Source organism: Phocaeicola sp. RTP21198st1_B8_RTP21198_201120 (assembly GCF_040929485.1).
Lineage (GTDB): Bacteria > Bacteroidota > Bacteroidia > Bacteroidales > Bacteroidaceae > Phocaeicola > Phocaeicola dorei.
In genome coordinates, this window is the sequence record NZ_JBCOCI010000124.1 from 1 (window position 1) to 8,504 (window position 8,504).

Annotated in this window: 4 protein-coding genes; all 4 read right to left on the reverse strand. The window is 38.2% G+C overall.

Translation table 11 applies throughout. The annotated features are described in order from the left end of the window. Nucleotides 1-1,452: family 43 glycosylhydrolase (locus AB5935_RS22765; RefSeq protein ID WP_368327591.1), on the reverse strand; the 1,452-nt coding region annotated here is incomplete at its 3' end. Nucleotides 1,453-1,531: 79 nt separating this feature from the next. Further along, on the reverse strand, nucleotides 1,532-3,121 hold the full coding sequence (locus AB5935_RS22770; RefSeq protein WP_005839127.1) for a RagB/SusD family nutrient uptake outer membrane protein: 1,590 nt from the start codon (nucleotides 3,119-3,121) through the stop codon (nucleotides 1,532-1,534). A gap of 21 nt (nucleotides 3,122-3,142) precedes the next feature. Then, the gene (locus AB5935_RS22775; protein WP_005839124.1) at nucleotides 3,143-6,142 is read right to left on the reverse strand and encodes a SusC/RagA family TonB-linked outer membrane protein; all 3,000 of its coding nucleotides are present in this window, start codon (nucleotides 6,140-6,142) and stop codon (nucleotides 3,143-3,145) included. 316 nt (nucleotides 6,143-6,458) lie between these two features. Beyond that, on the reverse strand, nucleotides 6,459-8,504 hold a 2,046-nt coding region (locus tag AB5935_RS22780; RefSeq protein ID WP_368327592.1), incomplete at its 5' end, for a response regulator.

Sequence of the window (8,504 nt, forward strand, 5' to 3'; positions counted from 1 at the left end):
ATCTGCAAATTCAGTAATGAGAGGACGTGTAAACGCAATAAGGACGTTCAAGGGCTTAGTTGCGGATTTGAGGTTAAAGAAATGAACACGGTTAATATACTGCCCCCTACGCTCATTATTTTTATTAGCCATATATATAAGCCACCATTCAAATCCATTGGGCCCCCTTAAAATATTAGGTTGTCCCGGGGTCATCAAAATATCATCCGCTGTTTCACTCCTCATATCAAACAAAGAAACATCAAAAAATTGGGCACGCCCTTTATTTGTTTCTACAGCAAGCAAGTTCTCTCCTTTTTTCAGAAGCTCTCGTTGCTTTTCATCAAGGTTTACCATACAATAATCCCGTCCCTGTTTTTCGTAAATCAATGTTCCATTCAAATATATTTTTGTATCTCCGTCATGAGCAACCCTGAGTGCTAAATTTCCCACCTGTTTGCCAACAAAAAAAGATTTACGTAACCACAATGAAGGAGATGTCCACCAAGTACCTAAATGACGAGTGGTAGATCCTTTTATCTCTTTAGATGAGAATCCACATTCTCCTTTCTTCCAATCGGAAGCCTGATATACCGGAAGCATCCAACCGACTCCAGGATTATTTTCTGTATAATCAAACAATGGCTCATAAGTGATGCCATATCGTAAAAGATCCACATAATTCTCTTCCAGTAGAATTTGATTAGAATTTACTACCGGATAGCTATATTTATTCCCATTTTGAAAACTTAAAGGTGAGTCTGCCTCCGCAACCCCCAATTGATAATTCCCCCACTCAGTAGAGGTATGATTGGCATTATACATCAAATAGTATCGGTCTCTGTATTTCATCACCCAAGGTCCCTCTGCCACTCTGTTATCCATGGTCTCCCATGTATCCGGCAATGATGCAAACAAGCACACTGGTTCTCCGGCAAATTCCGCCGGATTCTTCATTTTACGTCCCCAAATAGTATTTCCATCAGTAAAACGCACCATATACATATATAATTGTCCGTCATCATCTTTAAAAACCTTAGGATCAATGCGATTATCCATCCAAGTTTTTTTATCAGGCTCTATATAGGGCCCCAACACATTTTTACTTTGAGCATGTACAATGTGAACAGCATGCTTATCCTTACCCCAATAATTGACAGACCAATATAAGTGAAAATCACCATTCAAACAAAACATATCATTGGCGTGAATCTGCTCATTACCGGCACCACTTCCTCTACTCCAGCCATTATCCATAGTCACGACATGAACAGGTTTACCCCAATGAACCAAGTCGTCGGAAACATAAAAATCCCCATTGGTAAATACTCCACCTATATAATACTTACCATTATATTTCATCACACCGGCATCCGCTACTCCGGGAAGCACCGGATTCTGTATGTTTTGCGCGAATAAAGTACCGCAACAAGCAAAAGCACAGAAGATCAGTATTTTTTTGCAGACAAGCATAAATGATACTAGTTAAATAAAGACTATGCCGGAAGTATTATAAAAAGAAAAAACACTCCGACACAGTCTTTCTTTTTTATTAATAATTAGGATTCTGAGTTAGTTGAGGAACATCATCAATCTTACTGATTTCAACTTCCGATGTAGGGATAGGCATACGTTTGTGTTTGCCAATCACAAAATTGTTGAAGTCCTTGTCACGAGCTTTCAGCTCGTCAATACCAGCCTGTGAATCAAGCAATCCCCAGCGCTTCAAATCCGCCCAACGCCAGCCTTCGAAACAAAGTTCCAAAGCACGTTCCATCTGAAGACGTTTGATAAAGACCTCCTTTGAACTTAAACAATCCTTCCACCGACTATCTTTCAGTTTGGATAACCCTGCACGTTCTCTTACCTTATCAACATAAACAGCCGCATCAGAAGCCGAAGTTCCAGTTTCAACCAAACACTCCGCATAACTCAATAAAACATCAGCATACCGCATAATACGATAATTATTACGTGCGAAATAGTCTTCACGTTCACGATAGTAAGAAGTATTGTATTTGCGAATATAACAATCCTCTGTATCCTGTCCCCACTCATCAAACCATTGTGACGCATCTTCATTGGCATAGTATTTTTTTGACTGATCAGGAAAATCATCTCCAAAATGTTTATAAAGAATACTATTGTATAAACGCAAGTCATTTCTGCCATCAACCCTTCTCTCTTTCAAGAACTCATCTACTAGCCAACGACGCGCTTTACCATCGCCCCAACCCGTACCATGAGTGCCACCGGGTGCATAAAACTGAGTACGCTGGAAACCAAAGGCCATACTGGCATCATTGCCTGTGCCCCCCTTATTTTGATCATCAAACTGAATTTCAAATATTCCCTCCTGATTATTTTCATTCAAATCGGTAAAATTGTCTTCACGGTTATCAAGCAAACCATACAAAGAGCCTTCCCTATCAATCAGCCATTGCAACTGTTCTTTGGCCCTATCATATTTATGTTGTTGCATATAAGCCTTGCCCAACAAAGCTTTAGCAGCACCTTTTGTCGCTCTGCCTAAATCTGCCGCATCCCATGCCTCCGGCAAATTCTCCATTGCAAACGTAAGGTCTTTTTCTATCTGATCCCAAATTTCCTGTTCTGAAGCGTCCTTAGGTATGTAATCAGCATTTTGAGGTTCAAGAACTAATGTCCCTTTCTCCCACAAAAGATTTATCTGAAAATACCACAGAGCACGCAAAAAGGAAGCCTGTGCTAAAAGTTGGTTCTTTTGAACCTCATCCATTTCAATCGCAGGCACATTAGCCAAAACCTGATTACAACGAAAGATCCCTACATAAAAATGCTCCCAATGTACCTTATTACCCTCATAGAAATCATAATTATTATAAAGAAAACGCGTCCAGTCACCTAATTCTATCCAAGGAGACGAACTCCATCCTTCATCTGATGACAGATCGTAACGAAAAGACAACCAACGCATCCAAGTCCCTTCTTTATATAAGAAACTGTAACAAGCATTTACTCCAGCTTTTGCATCATCCGCCGATTTCCAAAAAGTAGTATTGGTTACTTCATTCGGATTTTCTATATCCAATAAACTTGAGCTGCATCCAGTAGCACACAAAGCCAAGACACCAGCAAATAAAAATCTATATATTTTCTTCATATCAGTATACTAATTTATAAGTTAAAAGGTCAAATCCAAGCCAAACATAACAGAACGAGTATTAGGATATGAAAAACTATCCGTTCCACTATTCCAAATATTAGTGTTTATAAAATCAGGATCAAGCCCGGAATAGCCTGTAAAAGTGAGCAGATTACTACCGGTAGCATATAAACGAAGTTTGTCAATACCCAAATTCTTCAACCATTCCTTTTTAAGATTGTATCCGATAGAAATATTTTTCAGTCTGAAATAAGAACCGTTTTCAAGGAAACGATCCGCATCCCATGAATTACGTTGGTCACCATAAATTATACGTGGCGTATCAGAATTCTGATTTACCTGATAAGGTTCTTCTCCCTTCTTGAAGCGAAGATAATTGGAATTGTCCGAGAACAAACGTCCTTGCCATTTGGATACATTATAAATTTTATTACCAAATTGCCCATTCCACATCATACTGAAATCAAAGTCTTTCCATTCAGCATTCAAGACCAATGACATTTGCATCTTTGCCCACGGACTTCCGCAAAATTGACGGTCATCCGCCGTAATCTGTCCATTATTATCCGTATCAATATATTTCACATCACCTAATTGCGGACGTTTCCCGGAAATCATAATAGGTTCGCCATCAGGAGTTACATAATTATCTATTTGTTCTTGTGTTTTAAAAATCCCATCGGTTTTATACAAAAAGAATTCTGCCAACGGACCATTCAATCTCGTTCTTGCCTGACCTGAATCAATAAAAGGTTTTTCATATCCTAAACTTAATACTTTATTACTCAAAGTTGTAATATTCAACAATGCACCATATTTGAAATCTGAAACTTGATCTTTCCACCCCAAGCTCAATTCAAATCCACGATTGCGCAAACTAGCCGCATTTGCTTTAGGTGCCCCTTCTTGATTACCGGTAGAGATGGCAATAGGCATTTCCGTCAAAACATCCTTAGTCTTTGAATGATAATACTCGGCACTGAAAGTCAAACGTGAATTGAGAAAACTAGCGTCAAAACCAATATTTACGGTTTCTTTGGTTTCCCAAACAAGATTGGTATTCACTAATTTTACTTGAGTGGCTCCAGGTACAATAGCTCCACCAAATACCGTCACAATGCTTTGATTAATAGTACCAACATAATCCCAATCACCGATAGAAGCATTACCCAAACGCCCCCAATTTCCCCTGATCTTCAAATCATCAATCCAAGGTACCTTAAAGAAACTTTCCTTAGAAATTCTCCAGGCAGCAGAAACAGAAGGAAAATTACCCCAGCGATTTTCCTTAGCTAAACGAGAAGTACCATCCCGACGGAAAGTAGCTGTCAGATAATATTTGTCATCATAAATATAATTAACACGTCCCAAATAAGAGATCATGGCATTCTCACTAATACTATTAGTATTCTGTTGGTTACTTTGTCCAGCATTTAACACTGTCAGATAATCACCATTACCTAACATAGGAAAATTAAGACGGGAAGCCCATAACCCCTCCCACTCATGATGTTGGTAAGTAGTACCTAATACTGCATCGACATGATGTTTTCCAAAATCCTTGTTAAAATTCAACGTGTGCTCAATCAGCATATTATAAGTATTATCACGTGCTTTCTGGCTCTCCGGATCACGATGTTCCTGATTTTGTTGCCAATTACCTTCACCACGAAACCATGAATTTTCATAGAAATACAAGTCAACGCCCCCATTGAACTTATAAGAAAGAAACTCGAAAGGTTTGAACTCCAACCACAATGAACCATTCAGACGATTTTGTCTCATATGGCGTTTTTCCAAATTTTCACGTGCAATGGGATTTACACCGAAAGTATTATATTTAGCCGCATCTCCATATCCATAACCACCTGGATTATTCTCATCATAAACCGGAATAGTAGGCATCATACGTAAAAAGTCATTATAAGTATTTGTCTGGTTCGGATCTGTATTAGTTAATGAGTAGGCCAAGTTCTCACCGAATGAAAACCAACCTTTTTTCCCCTGTGTGTTAACACGGAAACTATAACGATCAAACGTATTTCCATAAGATACACCATCATTATTATAGTAACCAGCTGAAACAAAATAACTACCCGAATCTCCACCACCGGATAAAGATACATTATAATCCTGTACCAAAGCTGTCTTCAATACCTCATCCTGCCAATTGGTATCATATTCGGAATGCTTCTGAGTTGTTGTTATGGAGGCTATACCATCTTTTATCGCTTCTTTATAAGCTATATCATTATATTTAATGTACTCTGCCGCATTCATCAAATCAAACTTCGGACTCCATTCCAATGTTTCTTTCACACTCACATTCACCTTCATAGGACCACTCACCCCTTTCTTAGTAGTAACAATAATCACCCCATTAGCAGCACGAGAACCATATATAGCGGCAGCGGAAGCATCTTTCAAGATCTGAATAGATTCAACGTCAGCCGGATTAAAGTCAACTCCCGGATCAGTTATCATCCCATCGACCACCCACAACGGAGCATTATTACTTAATGAACCCACACCACGAATTTGAATAGAAGCATCCTCACCTGCTCTACCACTACTACGAACGTTTACACCTGTAGCAAGCCCCTGCATCTGACTGACAAGTGTTCCAGCTGAGCTTTTTTTCATCTCTTTGGTATCAACTACTGCTACTGCACCCGTCAGATCAGATTTCTTCACAGTCTGATAACCAATTATAACCACCTCTTCCAAAGCCTTGGAATCATCCTTCATTATCACGTGCAAAGGTTTTCCCTTGTAAACAATCTCTTGGAGGGTCATCCCTATATATGAGAAAACCAATGTTTGTCCATTTTCTCCAGTAAGAGTAAACTTACCATCCAAATCAGTAGTAGTACCGGTAGAAGTACCCTTAATAACCACATTCACACCAATTAAAGGCAGGTTGTCTGTGTCTACTACGGTTCCGGTCATTGTTACGTTCTGCGCATAAGCAGTCATCGTAAAAATAGTCAGAAAGAAGACTAATAATTTTTTAATCATTTTTTATAGAATTAGATTTGTAAAATTGTGCGGAGATTTCAGTTCCGCTTTTTAATTAATCACAAGTATGTATCATAAATATACATACAACAGATAGAATTTGAAGGTCACATTCTTGTTATGTCATAGGCATTTCTTTTTTCACAGTATTACATGAATCATATTCTCAACTTTTTGTGATGCAAATGTATTCCAAACTCCCCGGATGTGCTAGAACTATTCAACCAATTAATAGAATAATACATTCAAAAATCGCCCTCAGAATAGTTCCTGAGGGCGATTAGTTCTATTATTCTATTTCATGCGCCGAAAAAAATCATTTCACAAAATCTTTTGGTAAAATACCAAATTGCTTCTGAAAACATTTAGTAAAATAAGAAGGAGTATTGAAGCCAACCATATAACATACTTCATTTACCTTACATTCTCCTTCCCTTAATAATTGAGCAGCTTTTTTCAATCTCTCTAAACGGATATAGTCATTAGGGGTCATGTCCAACACTCCTTTTATTTTGCGGTTCAAACTGGAACGGCTCATATTAAGCAAACTCGCCATATCGTCCAGACAGAAGTCCGGATTTTGCATATTGGCAACAATCACTTCATTCAAGGTTTTCAAAAAAGTTTCATCCGCTTTCGTCATAGCCATAGAATTGGTCTGTATAAACGGTGAATGTGCAAAAGCCGCATGCAGCTTTTCATGATTACTTAATAAATTGGCAACAGACACTTTCAAATACTCCACAGAAAACGGCTTTTCAATATAAGCATCCGCTCCAGATTTCAAACCATCTATTTTTGATTGTAAAGTGGTCTTAGCCGTCAACAGTACAATAGGAATATGACTGTAATCCAAGTCTGATTTTATACGGTCACATAATTCCAACCCATCCATTTCGGGCATCATTATATCCGATACTATTAAGTTCACTGTATGCCCCTCCAACACCTTTAAGGCCTCCACTCCGTTAGTTGCAGTCAATATTTGATAAACAGGTGACAATTGTCTGACAACAAAAGCCAACATTTCAACATTATCCTCCACAATCAATACAGTGTAACGCGGCTTCTGTTGCAATTGTCCCGGATCCTCTTCTTTCGGATCCTCTTTCAACTTAACCTCACTCTTCGAAATGGCAATAGTATGTTCATGCTTTACTGGCAATGAAAGAATAAAACAATTCTGCTTTTGTGAATCATCCATAATTAAGTTCCCTTCATGCAACTCAGCTAAAGATCTTGCCAATGCCAAACCAATTCCCGTACCCGAAACCTTACGGGAAAATCCGTCCTTATACTGTATGAAAGGCTTAAAAATCTCTTCACGCATTTCCATAGGAATTACATTGCCATCGTTACAGACAGACAAGAACCAACAAGTATCCTCCATCCACAACCGGACATGAATATAAGTTTCAGAATATTTAATGGCATTAGTAAACAGATTACTAATTATCTTAGTCAACGCCTCACGATCTATCGACGCATAGATAGATTCCGAACATTCAATAACAAATTCCAATTTCTTTTGCCGTGCCAATGGAGTAAACCGCATATAAATCTGCTGTAATATATCCGAAATATTACACTCTACAAAATTCAGTTGAAACCCACGTGTTTCAGTCTTTCTGAAATCAAGTAACTGATTAACCAAATCCAGTAAACGGGTAGTATTCAGATTCATTATTTCCAAATCATCACGGATATCTGCAGATACATTCGGAGAAACAAGCACATTTTCAAGCGGACTTTTGATTAATGTCAAAGGAGTACGAATCTCATGCGCCACATTCGTAAAGAAATCTATTTTTGCAGTATAGAGTTCGCGTTCCTTTTCCCGTTCGAATTTCTCCATGGCCTGTTGGTGTTTCTGCTCATTCCTTTTCCGGAAATAATAAATGATACCTACCACAGACAGAATTCCTAATAGCAAATAAATAAAATAGGCCCACCCTGATAAATAAAACGGAGGTAAAATATGAATCTTCAATATACGCTCTTTTTCATTCCATTTTCCGTCACTATTCGATCCTCTTAAATGGAAAATATAAGTTCCATATGGTAAATTGGAATAATTGATTACCGAATTCCGCCCTACATTATACCACTCTTTATCAAATCCTTCCATTTTATAAACCAATTGATTCATTTCCGGTGCCTGATAACCTAATGCCGCCGCATGCAATGAAAAAGAATTTTGATCAGATTCTAACTCGACCTCATCAGAAAAGACGATGCTTTCTTTCAATGGAGAATCCTTACTGCCGATCTGCATTCGTTTATTGAATAACCTTAATTCCGCAACACTATTATAAATTAAACTTTTTAAGTACCTGAGCAACAAAAAGTTGCTCAGGATTTT